This window comes from Allosphingosinicella deserti, from assembly GCF_003012735.1.
GTDB classification, from domain to species: domain Bacteria; phylum Pseudomonadota; class Alphaproteobacteria; order Sphingomonadales; family Sphingomonadaceae; genus Allosphingosinicella; species Allosphingosinicella deserti.
Genome location: NZ_PXYI01000001.1, coordinates 314,979 through 330,313 on the forward strand (window position 1 = coordinate 314,979; position 15,335 = coordinate 330,313).

Here is a 15,335-nt window from a genome sequence, read left to right on the forward strand (position 1 = left end):
AACGCTAACCCGGAAGATAAAACCCGGCAATGTGCGCTCGCCCATCCGCCTCGGTTAGAAGTTGAACCGAACGCCGCCGGTGAAGCGGCGCCCGAACCGCTCCCACTCGAGCGAGTAGAGCGACTCCCGAACATAGCGTCGGCCGGCACCGTTGAGCAGGTTGGAAGCATCGACATAGACTTCGAAGTTCGGGGTCACGGCGTAACGAGCCGAAAAATCGAGCTCGTCGTCGCTCGCCCAAAATTGGTTCCCGCCATCGGCATCGGCGCCGAGCGCATCGAGCCACTCCGTCCGCTTCTGGTAATTGAGGCGCATCGAAAGGCCGTATTTCTCGTAATAGCCGCCGACGTTGAAAACCACGTCGGAGGTGCCGGGAAGCTGCACCTTGCTGCCGTCGGGTGTGGTCGCCCGGCTCCAGTTCAACGTCACGTTCGCCGACAGGCCGAATCCGCCGAGCCAACCCGGCAGGCCGAGTTGCTCGGTATAGGGTTCCAGCTGCTGCTGGATCGCGCCCTCGAACCCGTAGATGTGGCCGCTGCCGCCGTTCGTGATCGTCCCGAACGTATATTGCGATCGATCGACCCCGCCGCTGTTGAGGACGTCGAGGCCGAAGGTCCGCGTGTCGTCGAACAGCACGTCCTTCAACTTCTTGTAGAAGGCGCCGACCATCAGATAGCCCTGCGGCTGCATGTACCATTCGAAATAGGCGTCGACGCCATAGGCGCGTTCCGGCTTGGCTTCCGGATTGCCGCCGGAAACCGTCAGGTTGGCATCGTCATAGGTGAAATTCGGCCGCAGCTGATCGTAATCCGGACGCGCAGCGCCGCTGTTGAACGAGAGCCGGAGCTTCTTGTCCGTGGCTACGTCGAAATTGACGTGCAGGCTGGGGAACAGCAACGTGTAATCGTTCTCGACCTCGATCGGGGTCGATGCGCCGCCCAGCGTGACGAACGCCCGGCCACGGTTCTTGACGTGCTCGACACGCGCGCCGCCGAGGATGCTGCCCCAGTCATAGCCAACGCGGCCCATGGCGTAGGCCGCGAACACCTGCTCGCGAACATTGTAGAAGTTGGCCGTCAGCGGGACGTAGTCGGCGATCGTGTCGGCCAGCCGGACATTCTCGCGCATCGCGTCCGTGTCGAAATAGCGGAAGGTGTAGCCGAGCGGGATTTCACCCTTGAACGGGGTGTCGAGCGACACCGGTGCAAAGGTGGTGGGAATACCCAGCGTTGCTGCCTGCGCGCCGGTGATCGACAGCTGCGCCTCGTTGGCTTCCTTGGTGCGCTGATCGAACTGGCCACCGATTGAGATCCGGCCTTCGCCGCCGAACAGCGCAAGCGTGCGGCTGAGATCGAACTTGCCGGTATAAGCCTTGGTGACGTCGACGAAGTCGCTCGAGGTCAGGGAGGTCAGCGTGCGGGTGAAATCGTCGATGTTGGTGACGGGCGCGCCGGCGCTGAATTGGCCGCCGCTGCTGAGCGTCCGGAACAGGCGCACCCGCGCGAGCTGCGGATCGGTGAAATCATAGGCCACGGTGGGGCGGGCCGTTCGCGTCGACGGGCTGTCGTAGCGCGCTTCGCCGACGACCGAGCGATCGTCCTTCGCCCGCGTGTAGTTCAGCCGCCAGCCGAGAGCCCATTCGCCGTCGGCGCCGAACTCGTGATCGCCGCCGAGCGTGTTGGTGAAGATCGATTGCTCGAAGGCGCGCAAGGTCGCGCGTTGATTGATGTCGATCCCGTAGACATTTCCCTGAAGCGGCGTGTTGCCGATGCAGACGTCCGCATAGCCGCTGGTCGGCGAGGTCGTCGACGGCGCGACCGTGCAGGCGGGGCTGGCCGGACGGTTGAGGTCGCTCTGCCGGTCGTCGAGATCGAAGATGTAATTGTCGCGCGCTTCGTCGTCGGTGAAGGTGGTGAAGATCGATTGCAGGAAGATGCGGTGGCCGTCGGCCGGCTTCCAGTCGAGGCGGCCGGAATAGGAATAGTTCTTGCGGGTTAGGCGGTAGAGCTTGTTTTCGGTCTCGCGGCCCCAGATCCGGTCGGCATTGCCGGGCTGGCGATCCTGGCTGACCGTCTCCCAATCGGTCTCGAAATTGTCGGTGACCATGTCGCGCTGGTAATAGCTGCCGGATACCAGCACGCCGATCTCGCCGATGCCGGTGTTGAACCGGTTCGAAAGGACCAACTGGCCCTCATATTCCTGGCGGTCGCCAAGCTCGACATAGCCGCCGCCGAGTTTCCCTGCCACGTGGAAACCGGGATAATCGAACGCCGATCGCGTCTTGACGTCGACGTTGCCGGCAACGGTTTCGCCGGTCATGTCCGGAGTCACGGCCTTGCGGACGATGATCTGCGACGCGATCGCGGACGGGATGCTGTCATAACGCGTGTCGCGGCCTTCGGGGCTGACGATCGAAATTCCGTCGATCGACAGGGTCGTCCAGTTGATCGGCGCGCCGCGCAGACTGATGTACCGGGCTTGGCCCTGATCGCGCTGCACAGCGACGCCGGGCAGACGACCGGCGGCCTGGGCGATGTTCTGATCGGGAAGGCGGCCGACGGAATCGGACGCCGCGACGGTAACCAGCGAATCCGAATTGCGCTGGACGGTGAGCGCCGCGGCTTCGGATTCCGCGATCGGGCGGCGGCCGGTGATGATCAGTTCATCGCCTGCGGACTCTGCTTCGGCGAGCGTGTCCGCAGTTGCGGTCGCGGTCGCGGTCGCGGTCGCGGTCGCGGTCGCGGTCGCGGTCGCCGTGGCCGTCACCTCCGCGGCAACGCTCGCGCTGGGAGCCAAGTCTTCCCCGGTCGCCGCGACTGCGGGAGCGGCCAGCGCGGGCAATGCGCAGCCCGCAAGACAAAAAAGTTTCAGTTTCATGAGGCCCCCAAGGCGATGCGTGTAATGGATCTGACAAGAAGCCGGGGTAACCGGCCTTGGACACGCCTTTAGGAGCCGCCTGTGACCGCCTCTTTTCGATCTTGTTACATCTCGATGACGGCGCTGGGCGCGCTTGTGGTCGGCGGGTGCGCCGCATCGACTGCGGAAATCCCGCTGGAGCAGCGCATCGCCAATGCCGCGCCGGCGGCGACGGTGCAGGCAGCGGGTGAGACCGCGCCCGTCGGAACGGCCGCGGTCGATGCTGCCGACGATCCCGCCATCTGGCGCAATCCCGCCGATCCTACCGCGAGCCTGATCGTCGGCACCGACAAGAAGGCCGGAGTCTATGTTTACGCACTGGACGGCAAGGTCCGCGATTTTCACGATGCTGGGCTGGTCAACAATGTCGACCTTCGCAGCGACGTGGCGATTGCCGGCACCGCCGGTATTCTGGTCGCGGCGAGCGACCGTAACGATCCGGTGCGCGCGCGGATCGCGCTGTTCCGGCTCGATCCGGCGACCGCCAGGCTGGCGTCGCTCGGCAAGGTGGAGGCGGGTGCCGGCGAGGCTTATGGCATCTGCCTGTTCCGCGACAGCACGGGTCTTTATGCCTTCGCGGTGCTGAAGGACGGGACGATCAACCAGGTGCGGATCGATGTCGACGGTACGGCGCCTGTCGGCAGGATCGTCCGGTCGATGAAGCTCGGCACCCAATCGGAAGGATGCGCAGCCGACGAGCGCACCGGACGTCTGTACGTCGCCGAAGAGGATGTCGGCCTCTGGCGGTTCGATGCGGCGGCGAGCGGCTCGCCCGCCCCGGTGCAGATCGCCGCCGCCGACGGCCGGAACATCGTCGCCGATGCGGAAGGGGTTGCGATCGCGCCGGCAGGTGCGCGCGGCGGCTACCTCCTCGTCTCGAGCCAGGGCGACAATGCCTATGCCGCCTACCGGCTCGAGGACGAGGCTTATGTCGGGCGGTTCCGGATCGCACCGGGCAGCGTCGGATCGACCGAGGAGACCGACGGCATCGATCTCGCGCTCGGCGATTTCGGCCCCGCTTATCCGGGTGGGCTGTTCGTTGCCCAGGACGGCGCCAACGCGCCTGCGGCGCAGAATTTCAAGCTCGTCCCCTGGGCCTCCATCGCCAAGGCTTTAGGGGTCCCCGAATAGGGTGCCGAGTCCGCCCGGCTTCCGGGCGGCCGACCGGAGCTCGGCACTCGTCCAGGCAAAAGCCCGCCCCGCCGCGTGACGGCGAAGCGGGCTTTTGGTCGCTGGAGGCGGCTCTCAACCAAGGACGAGAGCATGATTCACGGATCAGGCTGATGCAGCCTGATCCGATCGTGCGCTAGGACTTCCGGCCGCGTTCGTAGCTTTGCAGGCACTTGTCCGTGACGCTCGACGAACAGGCCGGATAGGATTGCTGATCGCTCACCGCCTGGCCGGTCGCCGGATCGAGCAAAGGGCCCCCCGTCGCGGTGCCGCCGGCGGTGCCGTTGAAGCCGGCCGGCACCATCGCCGCTGCGGACACCACCCGAATGCCGCGGGCATCACGCTCCGGATTGGCATTGTGCGGCTCGACCATCTGGCTGGACGAGGCGAGGGTGGCGTTGACGCTCGATCCCGTCCGCGCGCTGATATCGCCGGCTGCGGCCGCGTCGGTCGTTTCTCCACCCTGCCCATCCGAGTCGCTGGTCGTCGCGGTGCCGGTCTGGGCGCCGGTGACGGAACTGAGCGCGCTGCCCGTCTGCGTGCCAGTGTCGGTGCTCATCGTCGCGCTCGTGTCAGCGCCGACGCTCGAGCCGGCGCCGGCGGCGGTGTCGGTGGTCTGGGCGATCGCCGCGCCGCTCAACAGCAGCGCCATCGTGAAAGCAGCAGCCTTCATGTCCATACTCCTTCTGGTGTGTTCGCTTGCGCGGCCGGTGGCAGGCGCTTCGCCTGATCCGCGGCCGTTCGCGTTGACGCGGGCAGGAACCGGCGGCGCGTGATCTTGCTCCCGCGGCATGCCGGTACGTTGCGGGAGATCGGATGAACCGTGGCCCGTGCGAGCCATTCTGCCCATCTGTGCGGCGTCACGATGACGCCCCCGAGAAAGACGCCAGCACGGGTCGGTCGGGATGGTGCCGGGTGTCGGACTCGAACCGACGACCTACCGCTTACAAGGCGGTTGCTCTACCAGCTGAGCTAACCCGGCGTGCGCTCTCCCATGCTCAAATTCGCCGCAAAGGTCCAGACTCTGGCGACGCCGCGTCGCGGGTTTCCGTTCGCCCGCCGATGCGCCGCTACAGGCGCATGCCGAGCCGGATTATCCATTCGGTCGAGACCGCGACGATCGGATCGACGATCCTCGGCCAGATACTCTTTGGGGGCAGCCGCGCGACGGAGCGATCGTGATGGGCCTGCTCGTCGGCGATCACGTTGCGCAGGGCATTCGCCGCCGGTTCGTCCACTCCGGCGAGCGCCGCCAGCTGGGCATGCATGTGGCGGAGCACGACCCGCTCGATCGCGACGGTGGTGGCGGCGATCGCGTTTCGGCCCGCCAGCCCGGTCGCCGCTCTCAGGACGAAGCCGCCAAGCCCGCAAAAGAGGTACGAACGGCAGCGCCGCGCGCCGCGGCGCGCTAGCTCGTCGCCGAAGAACCGCCGATGCCTCCTTTCGTGGGTGAGAAAATCCTCCAGTTCGCTGACCATGTCCGGCGCAGTCCAGCGGGCGAGCAGGCGTTGCGCCCGGTAGATGCAGATCGCGCCATGCTCGCCGGCATGATCAACCTTCATCACTCTGTCGCCGAGCGTCTCTCCAGGTTTCAGGCGGGCGGCCAGCGTCATGGCGCGGAGCCTACAGGATCGCGCGCTCAGGTGAATGAACTTTCGCGCAGACGCGGCGCTCCCGGCAGCGGAGCGACATGTTCTCGCAAGGCCCGATCGCGTAAGCGGATCTTCGGCGGCGCTCATGCGCTTCGCCACCGTCCTGTAAGGTAATCACATGCTCCCATTCTACACGGCCCTGAAGCTCAACGAGGCGGCGCTCGATCTGTTCGCCACCGGCCTTCGCTCGGCGGAGCTGATGCTTGCCTCCGACGCGGTGATCCGCTCTCGCGGGCGGATGATGGGCGCTGCCGCGCGGGCTCCGCTCGATGGCGATTATCGCGAACTCTCGCGGATGGTGCCGGAGAAGGTCGCCGCGTTCGGCAAGGCCGGCGACGTGCTCGCGGCCGAGTGGCAGGTCTGGCAGAAAGAGGTGGCGGTGCTCGCCGCCACCACCGAGCCGACGGTGGACACGTTCATGCGCTGGACGGACGCGATGACTCGGCTCTGGGCGGCGCCCGGAGCGGCAATGCGGCCGATCCACAAGACGGCGACCGCCAATGCCCGGCGCCTCGGCAAGCGCCGCCGGCGCGGCTGACCCGCGCCGGCGCATCGCTCAGATCTCCACCTGGCTGCCGAGCTCGATGACGCGGTTGGTCGGCAGCTTGAAGAATTCCATGGCGGATTCGGAATCGCGACGGGCTCGAGCTGATCCCCTTGATCAAGGCCGCGGGGGCGCGATTGCTGATGGTGACCGCGCGCGACGCGGTCGACGAGACAGTCGCGGCGCTCGATCTCGGCGCCGACGATTATCTCACCAAGCCGTTCGACACCGGGGAGATGCTGGCGCGGACCCGCGCCGCGCTGCGCCATCGCGCCGCCCCCGGAGCGTCCAGCGTAGACGGTTCGCGACGTCGACATCGATCTCGCCGCGCGGCTGGTGCGGCGGCAGGGCGAAGAAGTGCATCTACGCCGTGCTCGCGGCGCTCGCCGCGGCACCGGGCCGGGTGATCACCCACCGCCATCTGCTCGAGACGATCCGGGGCAAGGCGCAGGCGGAGCGCAGCGAATATCTCCGGGTGGTGATGCGGCCGCTTCGCCAGAAGCTGGAGGCGGATTCCGGCAAGTCCGTGCTGCTGATAAACGAGGCGGGGGTGGGCTATCGGCTCAGAGCCTGATCATCGCAGGGTGGAGCTTTTGGCTCCAACCTGAGGTGTGAATCAGGCGCTGAATCAATCACGAGGGGCCTGAGCAGGCGTCGGACGGCCGTCCTACAGCACACCGAACGTCCAGCCCTCGGTGCCGGCCAGTTCCGGCGTCAGTTGGGGCGGGTTCCAGTAGCGGGCATCGCCGGCGATCGCGCGCATTCCCGCCGCCGCAATCAGCACGTCGGTCTCATGATCGCTGGGATCGGCGGCAAGGCGCGTGGCGCGGCTGCCGAGGCCCTTCAGCGCCAGATTGAGATCGGCGCGATTGCGCACCTTGCGACCGCTGAGGCCGGCAAGACGGATGAACGCGCGCGTGTAGATCTCGACCACGAGGCTGCCGGCGGCCGGCACCGCGTCCATCGGCCACACCGGGACTTTGCCGCCGAGCCGGTGCAGCAGCCGCATGCCCGCATAGCTTGCCTTCGCCACCTGCGCAGCACCGACCGCGTCGTAAAGGGTGGAGGCCTTGCCGCCGCCGGTGGCATTGAAGGCATGCTCGCAGACGCGGTGATGGAGGAAGTCCGCTTTTACACCGTCGGCAGCGCCGAAATAGAAGTGGCGGCGGTGATGCTGCTCCATGAAGCTGGCTGCGCCGAGATCCTCGTCGTCGCAGAGCCGGTCGACATAGGCCCAGAGCGCGCGGGCGTTCGCGGGCGGAGCCGTCTCGCCGGGGAAATAAGCACCGCGCTCCATGATCGGCGGCGCGCAGCTGAAATCGAAACCGTAGAGGGTCGGCGCCTCGGCGGCAGTTTCGATGAGCCATTCGAGAACTTCGGTGCGCGACCAGATATGGCCGGGGCGGACCAGTCGCGGTGCCTTGTCGCCCGCCTCGCACGAGGCGACCGCGATGCCCTTGTGCTTGCGGCCCTTGGCGCCGGACCAGTCGATCGCTGCGAAGCGGGCGAGAGGCGGCGGAGCGACGATCAGGGGCGCTCTCCAAAGGAGGCGCGTTGCACCTTGCTCGCCCGGTCCCACCAGGCACGGGTGATCACCGCCTCGATCCGCGCACGATCGGGCCGGTCATAGCGGACCAGCACGGCCGGCCAGCCGCGATAATGGTCGGTTTCCCAGAATGTGTCGGGATCGGTTTCAATCAGAATTTCCTTCTCGGGCAGCGGCGAAGACACCGCGAAGCTGTCCGCCTCCCGCCCCGGATAGACGAAGCCCTTGCCGCGCAGCTTGATCGCCGGCCGGCCATAGGATGTCGACATTTCCGCATCGGGCAGGGCAAGCGCGAAGGCGGCGACATCGTCCCAGCTGCGGAAGGGTGCGGCGCTCATTTCAGCGCGGCGAGAATATCGACGATGAACGCGCTCTGGTCGAAGGCGGTCCCCGGTCCGTCATAGCCGCGCCGGACGATGACGATTTTGCGCGACGGGATCACCGCCAGATACTGGCCGCGATTGCCCTGCGCGATGTAGGCATCGGCGGGTATCCCGAGGTCCTTCGGAAAAGTCCACCAGGACGCGCCATAGCCATAGCCCGAGGCCGGCTGGGCGGGGCCGTGGCGCGAAACATAATCAGCCCAGCCCGTCGGCAGGATGCGCTCGCCGTTCCAAAGGCCGTCATTCTGGTAGAGGAGGCCCAGGCGGGCGAGATCGCGCGCCGTCGTCCACACCTGCGACGACAGGATGAAATTGCCCTGCCAGTCCGTCTCCGGGATGGTCCGCGTCATTCCGATCTTCCAGAACAGGTTCTGGAAAGGGAAAGCCAGCGCGCGGTCTCCGTTGCCGAGCTTGGCGCGCAGCCCGCGGACGGCGAGCAGGATGTCGTTGTTGGCGTAGCGGAAGCGGGTGTTCGCCGCCGCCTCCATCGGCCATGCGGTGACGTCCTCGGTCACCGTCGAGCCGCCGAAATAGACGGCGTCGGTGCGATTGCCGGCGGCGTCGCTGTGCAGGCCGCTGGCCATGCGCAGCAGGCTGTCGGTGGTGATTGCCGCGCGCGGGTCGCCGGGGGCCTGCCATTCCGGGATCGGCGCAGGGGCGTTGACGTCGAACAGGCCTTGCTGGACGGCGGCGCCGATGACGCTGCCCGCGATGCTCTTGGCGACCGACCAGGTCCGCTGCGGCATGTGCATGTCGAAATCGTCGCGGTAGCGCTCGGCGACGATCTTTCCGTCCTGGACGATCAGGATTGCCGTCGTCTCGCTGCCCTGGCCGTAGCTGCCGCGATCGAACGCCGCAGTGACTGCTCTCGTGAGTGCCGCCGTGTCGCCCTTCGGTCTCGCCGCGGCATTGCGATCGCCGTCCGGCCACGCTTTGGCATCGGCGCGTGCGACGGGCGGATCGTCGGCAAGGCGGGGGAGGCGGACCGCTGCTTCGGCGGTCGCGCCGATCGGCAGCTGTGCGCAGCCGAGATTCGGACGCCAGGCCGCGATGCGCGGCGGCAAAGCAGGATCGAAGGTAACGCTGACGGTTTTCGCGGCGCGATCGATCCGGGTCTCGAGCGTCGGAATGATCGGCTCGAGTTCGGGATAGATGCGCTTCAGATCGTCGGCGGCGATCACCGCCTCCGTCTGCCCGGCGTTGAAGATGTCGCTGCACAGGAACGCGGCCTTGTAGCCGGCGGCGAGCGCGCGGGTATATCGCGCCTGGTCCTGCGCCGCCGCAGGCGTAGCGACGATGGCGGCCAGCACCAGGATCCTACTTGCGCATTTCAGCACGACGCTCCTCCCACCAGGCCATTCGCTCCGCGATCCTCTTCTCGAAGCCCCGCTCCACGGGGCGGTAGAAATCCTGCTTCTGCATGTCTTCGGGCCAGTAATCGTCGCCGGAAAAGCCGCCGTCCGCGTCATGATCATATTGATAATCCTTGCCGTAGCCGATGTCCTTCATCAGCCGGGTCGGCGCGTTCAGGATGTTCTTGGGCGGCATCAGCGAGCCGGTTTCCTTGGCGCTCCGCCAGGCGGCCTTCTGCGCGACATAAGCGGCGTTCGATTTGGGCGCGGTCGCGCAATAGAGGCAGGCCTGGACGATCGCCAGCTCACCTTCGGGCGAGCCGAGGAAATCGTACGCATCCTTAGCGGCGAGGCACTGGACGAGCGCCTGCGGGTCGGCGAGGCCGATATCCTCGGAGGCGAAACGGACCAGCCGGCGTAGCACGTAGAGCGGCTCCTCCCCGGCAGTCAGCATACGGGCGAGATAGTAAAGCGCGGCTTGGGGATCCGAGCCGCGCAGCGCCTTGTGGAGCGCGGAGATGAGGTTGTAATGCCCCTCCCGGTCCTTGTCGTAGACTGCGACCCGGCGCTGGAGCAGGGCGGAGAGCGCCGCCGGATCGAGCGGAGCGTCGAACGCGATCGAGAACAAGGTTTCGGCCTGGTTGAGCAGGAAGCGGCCATCGCCGTCGGCGGTCGCCACCAGGGCGTCGCGCGCTTCGGGGGTGAGCGGCAGCGGCCGCCCGATCAACGCCTCGGCGCGATCGAGCAGCAGGCAGAGTGCGTTGGAATCGAGTCGATTGAGGATCAGCACCTGCGCCCGCGACAGCAAGGCGGCGTTGAGTTCGAACGACGGATTTTCGGTGGTGGCGCCGACTAGGACGACGGTGCCGTTCTCGACATAGGGCAGGAAGCCGTCCTGCTGGGCGCGATTGAAGCGGTGGATCTCGTCGACGAACAGCAGGGTCTGCTTGCCCATTCGGGCAAAGTCGCGCGCCTCGGCGAACACCTTCTTGAGATCGGCGACGCCCGAGAACACCGCCGATATCGCGACGAAGCGCATGCCGACGGCATCGGCGAGCAGGCGCGAGATCGTGGTCTTGCCGGTGCCGGGCGGGCCCCAGAATATGATCGAGGCAAGCCGTCCCGCGGCGACCATGCGGCCGATCGCGCCGTCCGGCCCGGTGAGATGCTCCTGGCCGACGACCTCGTCGAGGGTGCGTGGGCGCAGGCGGTCGGCAAGCGGTGCCGTATCCGGCACCGTCGGCGGTGCGGAAGAAGGTTCGTCGTTCGCGAAAAGGTCTGCCACGATGGCGTCCTTAAACCGGCAACGTGGACGACGGAAGCTGGTGCCGTTCCGCCTCTAAGGGCGGGCGTCGGCGGCGGAATGTCCCTTTCCGCGATCGTCTCGCGACACAAAGAAGCGCCCCGGGAAATACGCACCCGGGGCGCATCGATCGCGGAAAGGGAGAAATCGCGATCTTACTGCGTGTTGGCCTTCACGTCGGCGTCGTCGATCGCCTCTTCCTGGGCCTGCCCGTTCTCACGGATCGCTTCGGCATTTTCCTCGAGCGAGTCCGCAGCCGCTTCGTTGGTGGTGTTTTCGGCCACCGCTTCGACGTTGTCGGCAACGGCATCGGCATTGTCTGCGACGTTGTCGCCGAGGCTGTCGTCGCCTTGGCCGCCGCAGGCGGCGAGGGCGAGAAGGCTGGCGCCGACTGCGGCTTTGAGCATGAACTTCATTCAATGTCCCCTTTTCTCTGGGTCTCGTTCCAAAAGGACGCCCCAGCCGGTGCAAGAGCTGGGGCGTCCGCTAGGGAGCCCGCGTGACCGGGTAGGGCTCGTTGCGGTAACGTACTAACCTGCATCAGGTTCCAAGCGGGGTTCAACGGTCGCCCGTCGATCCCGATGTGCCGGAAATAAAAGGGGAACTCTGCTCGCCCTCGTGCGTCGGGAACCGCCAATGGCGTTGGACAAGGCGCAGTAGCGTTGGAGAGGCGCATGCCAACTTACCCGGCACGGATCACGCCCGGCGAAGAGGGTTTGGTGCTCGTCACCTTCCCGGACGTGCCCGAGGCCGTGGTCTGCGCGGAAGGCGAGCAGGCCGCACTCGATCGGGCGCCGGAAGTCCTCGACGTCGTCCTGTCGGGCTACGCGGCCGAAGCCCGGCCGATCCCGGAGCCCTCCGACATCTGCGGCGCGCCGATGGTCAGCACCGACAGGTTCGGACGCAGGGTCGGCCCGCTCTGGTGATTTATTTTATGTGCGCAAGGTCGATGCCTCTCGTCTCCCGCGCCAGCAATGCGCTGACCCCGCTGATCAGGCAGGCGGCGGCGACGTAGAGTGCCACCGGCGTTGCCGATTTCGTTTCCTGGTACAGGGCCAGCGCGATGATCGGCGCCAGCGATCCGGCGACGATCGAGGTCAGCTGGTAGGCGATCGACACGCCCGAATAGCGGATCCGGGTCGGGAACAGCTCGGCGATGAACGCCGCCTGCGGGCCGTACATCGCGCCATGGAGCACCAGCGCGATCGCGATCGCGGCGACGATCGATGCCATATGCCCGCTCGCCAGCATCGGGAAGAACAGGAAGCTGAAAGCGGCAAGCCCAAGCCCGCCGAACGCATAGACCGGGCGCCGGCCGATCCGGTCCGACGCCCAGGCGAACAGGGGGATGGCAACGAAATGGACGACCGCCCCGACCAGGGTGGCGTTCAACGCGGTGCCGCGGTCGAGCCTGGCGACTTCCGTGAGATAGGTCACCGAGAACGCCGTGATGATGTAGTAGGAGATGTTCTCGCCGAGCCGCAGGCCCGCGCCGGTGAGCACGCTGCGCGGGCGCTCCCGAAACACGTCCAGGGCCGGCACCTTTGGGAGGGCGGGGGCCGCGTCCACGGCATCGCGGAACGTCGCGCTTTCGGCCACCGCCGTCCGGATCCACCAGCCGATCACCACCAGCAATGCGGACAGCACGAACGGCAGGCGCCAGCCCCAGGCGACGAAATCGGCATCGCTCTGGAAGGCGGCGAGCAGCGCGAGGACGGCGACGGCGAGGAGATTGCCCGCGGGGACCCCGGCCTGCGGCCAGCTCGCCCAGAAGCCGCGGCGGGCGGCGTCGCCATGCTCGGCTGCGAGCAGCACCGCGCCGCCCCATTCGCCGCCGACCGCGAAGCCCTGGACGAGGCGGAGGACAACGAGGGCGATCGGCGCCCAGATGCCGATGCTCGCATAGGTCGGCAGCAGGCCGATCAAGGTGGTGGCGATGCCCATCAGGATCAGGCTCAGCATCAGCAATTTCTTGCGTCCGATGCGGTCGCCGAAATGGCCGAAGACGATACCGCCCACCGGCCGCGCCACGAAGCCGAGCGCATAGGTGGTGAAGGCGAGGAGGGTGCCGGTCAGCGGCTCGAAGGTCGGGAAGAACAGCCGGTTGAAGATGATCGCGGCGGCATAATTGTAGAGGAAGAAATCATACCATTCGATGGTCGTGCCGATCAGGCTCGCCGCCACCACCCGCTTGAGCGGCGTTGCGTCCGCCTCGCCGCGATCCATCTGCGTCGCCATCCTGCCCCTTCCATTTTCCGGGAGGCTAGCCTCGGGTAGGGCAAAGACTCAAGCCGTGAGCGCGGATCTGCTCATTCCGCATCCGGAGCATAGGCGCGCAGGAAGGTGTCGAGGGCGGCCTCGACCTCGTCGGCGATGCTGCCTTGGGTGCCGGTCTCGACCCCCCACAGACGCCGTGGGTAAAGCTGCGCCTGGAGCAGGGCGACCAATTGCTGCGCGGCGAGCATTGGATCGGTGCTGCGCAACTGGCCGCGCTCCATCGCGTCGCCGAGGTAACCGGCCAGGCGCTTCTGGGTCTGCTTAGGCGCGCGCTCGTAGAAGATGCGGCCGATCTCGGGAAAGCGCTCGACCTCGCCTGCAATGATGCGGTGGAGGCGGATAGAGTGGGGATGGGTGATCTTGCCGAGCAACGCTGTGGAAAACCGCCGAAGCGTGTCCTCGACCTGGCCGGACGGCGCAAGCGTCGCGATCAGCTCGTCGCGGAAACGGCCGATCTCTGCCTCCAGCACGGCAGCGAACAGCGCTTCCTTGGACGGGAAGTAGCTCCACAAGGTCGTTTTGGAACCGCCGAGTTCACTTGCGATCGCGGACATCGAGGTCGCGGCATAGCCCTCTTTCAGGAAGGAATCGCGTGCCACCTCCAGGATCGCTTTCTCGCGTTCCTGCCGGCGGGCTTCGCGGCGAGTCGGTATCGCATTCATTATGATACTATATGGTACGATTTTTTCTTGACAAGGGCGCGCATGATGCCATCTAACAGCCGTACCAGGCAGTACGGTTCCTTATGTCTCACTATGATCGCACGCGCACCGTCACAACGGCGCTTCTCGTTCCACTTCTGCTCGCCGGCTGCGCTTCGGTGCCAAAGCTCGGTGCGGCTCCGGCGCTGCGCCCGGCCGAGACCTTCGAGACGGCGCAGAGCTTGTCAGGGCCCGCAGCATTGTGGCCGGATCGCAGCTGGTGGGCAGCTTATGGCGACGCCCAGCTGACCGGCCTGATGGACGAGGCGCTGGCCGCGTCGCCGAGTCTCGAAGCCGCTGCGGCGCGGGTGCGCGCCGCGCAGGCGCTGGTGCGGCAGACACCCGGCGGCCCCGATCTCTCCGCCAGTCTCGAGGGCAGCGCGGCGCTGACCAAGCAGAGCGAGAACATGGGCATCCCCCCCGAATTCGTGCCGAGCGGCGTGCTGTCCACCGGCCGCGCCGCGCTCAATGTCGGCCTCGATCTCGATCTCTGGGGCCGCAACCGGGCCGCGCTCGCCGCCGCCACCTCCGAGGCCGAAGCCGCTCAGGTCGATGCCGAAGCCTCGCGCCTGATCCTCACCACTGCTCTCGGCCAGGCCTATGTCGATTTTGCCCGGCTGTTCGCCGCCCGCGACGTCGCCGCCGAGGCGCTCCGGGTGCGCCAGGACAGCCTTGCGCTGGTCCGTCAGCGGGTCGGCGCCGGGCTCAATGCCGGCGGCGAGCTCAGCCAGGCCTCCTCGGCCGAGCGTGCGGCGCGGGAATCGCTCCAGGATCTCGACGAGCAGATCGGCCTTGCCCGCAATGCCATCGCCGCTTTGCTCGGCGCTGGCCCGGATCGCGGCATAGCGCTGGTCCGGCCGCAGGTCACCGCGCTCCACCCGGTCGGGATCCCGGCCAATCTCGCGCTCGATCTGGTCGGGCGACGGCCGGACATCGTCTCCGCCCGTCTGCGCGCGGAAGCGGCCGCAAGCCGGATCAAGGTCGCCCGCGCCGATTTCTACCCGAACGTCAATCTGTCGGGGGTGATCGGGTTGCAGGCGCTCGGCCTCGGCAAGCTGATCGACACCGGCTCGACCTTCGGCGACGCCGGCCCGGCGATCAGCCTGCCCTTGTTCAACCAGGGTACGCTCGGCGGCCGCTACGAGGCGGCGCGTGCCCGCTATGACGAGGCGGTCGCCGGCTATAACGACACCCTGACCACCGCCATTCGCGAGGTCGCCGATGCGGTGACCAGCCAGCGTGCGCTCGCCGGCCGGCTGGCCGAGGCACGTGCCGCGCTGGCCGATGCCGAACAGGCCTATGCCGCCGCCCGCAGCCGCTTTCAGGCCGGCCTCATCACCCGCATCGAATTGCTCTCGGCGGAGGACGATCTGTTGCCGCGCCGGCGGACGGTCGCCGAGCTCGAGGCGCGGGCGCTGAGCCTGGACGTGGCGATGGTCCGCGCGCTCGGCGGCGGATTTGGACGAAGCTGATTTTGCAATGGACGAGACG

16 protein-coding genes and 1 tRNA gene are annotated in these 15,335 nt (G+C 67.0%); 6 read left to right on the forward strand and 11 right to left on the reverse strand.

Features of this window, described 5'->3' with window-relative positions:
• Positions 1–54: 54 nt before the first annotated feature.
• Positions 55–2,877, reverse strand: a complete 2,823-nt coding sequence (locus C7I55_RS01460; protein WP_106511107.1) for a TonB-dependent receptor — start codon at positions 2,875–2,877, stop codon at positions 55–57.
• A gap of 114 nt (positions 2,878–2,991) precedes the next feature.
• Between C7I55_RS01460 and C7I55_RS01465 the strand changes: the two genes are divergently transcribed.
• Positions 2,992–4,047 (forward strand): phytase, encoded by a 1,056-nt coding sequence (locus C7I55_RS01465; protein ID WP_106511628.1) that lies wholly within the window; start codon positions 2,992–2,994, stop codon positions 4,045–4,047.
• Between the two features lie 175 nt (positions 4,048–4,222).
• Here the strand turns inward: C7I55_RS01465 and C7I55_RS01470 are convergent, their stop codons facing one another.
• The 3 genes from C7I55_RS01470 to C7I55_RS01480 form a co-directional block, all read right to left on the reverse strand.
• Positions 4,223–4,759: a hypothetical protein gene (locus tag C7I55_RS01470; RefSeq protein ID WP_106511108.1), complete on the reverse strand. Its 537-nt coding sequence runs from the start codon at positions 4,757–4,759 to the stop codon at positions 4,223–4,225.
• Positions 4,760–4,992: 233 nt separating this feature from the next.
• Positions 4,993–5,068, reverse strand: a tRNA-Thr gene (locus C7I55_RS01475).
• Between the two features lie 88 nt (positions 5,069–5,156).
• Positions 5,157–5,699, reverse strand: a complete 543-nt coding sequence (locus C7I55_RS01480) for a demethoxyubiquinone hydroxylase family protein (protein ID WP_106511109.1) — start codon at positions 5,697–5,699, stop codon at positions 5,157–5,159.
• A gap of 157 nt (positions 5,700–5,856) precedes the next feature.
• On the opposite strand from C7I55_RS01480, the gene C7I55_RS01485 reads away from it, so the two are divergent.
• The 3 genes from C7I55_RS01485 to C7I55_RS28660 all read left to right on the forward strand — a co-directional run bounded on the left by C7I55_RS01485 (position 5,857) and on the right by C7I55_RS28660 (position 6,856).
• On the forward strand, positions 5,857–6,276 hold the full coding sequence (locus C7I55_RS01485; protein ID WP_106511110.1) for a hypothetical protein: 420 nt from the start codon (positions 5,857–5,859) through the stop codon (positions 6,274–6,276).
• Between the two features lie 143 nt (positions 6,277–6,419).
• A complete protein-coding gene (locus tag C7I55_RS28655) occupies positions 6,420–6,689 on the forward strand; it encodes a response regulator (RefSeq protein ID WP_233222037.1) in 270 nt (89 codons plus the stop codon).
• Positions 6,653–6,856, forward strand: coding sequence for a winged helix-turn-helix domain-containing protein (locus C7I55_RS28660; RefSeq protein ID WP_233221986.1), 204 nt, complete (start codon positions 6,653–6,655; stop codon positions 6,854–6,856). Before C7I55_RS28655 ends, C7I55_RS28660 begins: the two co-directional genes overlap by 37 nt.
• Positions 6,857–6,949: 93 nt before the next feature.
• Here the strand turns inward: C7I55_RS28660 and C7I55_RS01495 are convergent, their stop codons facing one another.
• The 5 genes from C7I55_RS01495 to C7I55_RS01515 form a co-directional block, all read right to left on the reverse strand.
• Complete coding sequence (locus C7I55_RS01495; RefSeq protein WP_106511629.1) at positions 6,950–7,810, reverse strand: hypothetical protein; 861 nt, start codon at positions 7,808–7,810, stop codon at positions 6,950–6,952.
• Complete coding sequence (locus tag C7I55_RS01500; RefSeq protein ID WP_106511111.1) at positions 7,810–8,166, reverse strand: MmcQ/YjbR family DNA-binding protein; 357 nt, start codon at positions 8,164–8,166, stop codon at positions 7,810–7,812. Before C7I55_RS01500 ends, C7I55_RS01495 begins: the two co-directional genes overlap by 1 nt.
• The gene (locus C7I55_RS01505; protein WP_106511112.1) at positions 8,163–9,548 is read right to left on the reverse strand and encodes a serine hydrolase domain-containing protein; all 1,386 of its coding nucleotides are present in this window, start codon (positions 9,546–9,548) and stop codon (positions 8,163–8,165) included. Before C7I55_RS01505 ends, C7I55_RS01500 begins: the two co-directional genes overlap by 4 nt.
• Entirely contained in the window at positions 9,529–10,848 is a 1,320-nt protein-coding gene (locus C7I55_RS01510) for a replication-associated recombination protein A (protein WP_106511113.1), read from the reverse strand. Before C7I55_RS01510 ends, C7I55_RS01505 begins: the two co-directional genes overlap by 20 nt.
• 173 nt (positions 10,849–11,021) lie before the next feature.
• On the reverse strand, positions 11,022–11,282 hold the full coding sequence (locus C7I55_RS01515; RefSeq protein WP_106511114.1) for a hypothetical protein: 261 nt from the start codon (positions 11,280–11,282) through the stop codon (positions 11,022–11,024).
• Positions 11,283–11,540: 258 nt separating this feature from the next.
• On the opposite strand from C7I55_RS01515, the gene C7I55_RS01520 reads away from it, so the two are divergent.
• Positions 11,541–11,792 carry a type II toxin-antitoxin system HicB family antitoxin gene (locus C7I55_RS01520; RefSeq protein WP_106511115.1) on the forward strand — a complete coding sequence of 84 codons (252 nt, stop codon included), beginning with the start codon at positions 11,541–11,543 and terminating at the stop codon, positions 11,790–11,792.
• Between the two features lies 1 nt (position 11,793).
• Here the strand turns inward: C7I55_RS01520 and C7I55_RS01525 are convergent, their stop codons facing one another.
• Both C7I55_RS01525 and C7I55_RS01530 read right to left on the reverse strand, forming a co-directional pair.
• Positions 11,794–13,104: an MFS transporter gene (locus C7I55_RS01525; protein WP_106511116.1), complete on the reverse strand. Its 1,311-nt coding sequence runs from the start codon at positions 13,102–13,104 to the stop codon at positions 11,794–11,796.
• A 71-nt stretch (positions 13,105–13,175) separates the two neighbouring features.
• Positions 13,176–13,805, reverse strand: a complete 630-nt coding sequence (locus C7I55_RS01530; RefSeq protein ID WP_199192679.1) for a TetR/AcrR family transcriptional regulator — start codon at positions 13,803–13,805, stop codon at positions 13,176–13,178.
• 83 nt (positions 13,806–13,888) lie between these two features.
• On the opposite strand from C7I55_RS01530, the gene C7I55_RS01535 reads away from it, so the two are divergent.
• Entirely contained in the window at positions 13,889–15,316 is a 1,428-nt protein-coding gene (locus tag C7I55_RS01535) for an efflux transporter outer membrane subunit (RefSeq protein ID WP_106511117.1), read from the forward strand.
• Positions 15,317–15,335 lie beyond the last annotated feature (19 nt).